Genomic DNA, 685 nt, shown 5'->3' with positions numbered 1-685 from the left:
CCACTACTTTGGGAATCTCGGTTGATTTCTTTTCCTGCAGCTACTTAGATGTTTCAGTTCGCCGCGTTCGCTTCGCATACCTATGTATTCAGTATGCGATGACCCAGAGGGCCGGGTTTCCCCATTCGGAAATCTGCGGATCAAAGTGTGTTTGCTCACTCCCCGCAGCTTATCGCAAGCTACTACGTCCTTCATCGCCTGTAATCGCCAAGGCATCCACCATGTGCACTTATTCACTTGTCCCTATAACGTTGGCCCCTGCATGAGTRTCAGGGAACGTCATAACAACAAGAGTTCAGCTTACTATGTTTGTTGATACAACAGATTACTACCCTAAGTGTTCGATACATTTTTCAACGTATTGAACGCTTAAAGAAAACTTTACTTCTTCCAGATTGTTAAAGAACGAGAACTACACTTATCGAAACCCRGCTCGCYGGACTTGGATAAGAATAGTGAAACAGTCGATGGTGGAGGATGACGGGATCGAACCGACGACCCCCTGCTTGCAAAGCAGGTGCTCTCCCAGCTGAGCTAATCCCCCGACGCATAACGTGGTAGGGCTGGTTGGACTCGAACCAACGACCCCCGCGTTATCAACACGGTGCTCTAACCAGCTGAGCTACAGCCCCGAAAACTCTTCTCGTTTAACTTTATTAACAGCCGATAAGTAACAGCCGATAAG

2 tRNA genes and 1 rRNA gene are annotated in these 685 nt (G+C 47.9%); all 3 read right to left on the bottom strand.

The features are described 5' to 3' along the window. A 23S ribosomal RNA gene (locus tag AC1DYX_RS31725) occupies window positions 1-243 on the bottom strand; the annotation flags it as partial. Window positions 244-468: 225 nt separating this feature from the next. Further along, window positions 469-544: transfer RNA gene (locus tag AC1DYX_RS31720), tRNA-Ala, on the bottom strand. A gap of 11 nt (window positions 545-555) precedes the next feature. Beyond that, a tRNA-Ile gene (locus tag AC1DYX_RS31715) sits at window positions 556-632 on the bottom strand. Window positions 633-685 lie beyond the last annotated feature (53 nt).

It is taken from the genome of Massilia sp. P2_C2 (assembly GCF_056404615.1).
Note: the sequence above shows the minus strand (reverse complement) of the source record. Positions and strands in the feature narration are given on the sequence as shown.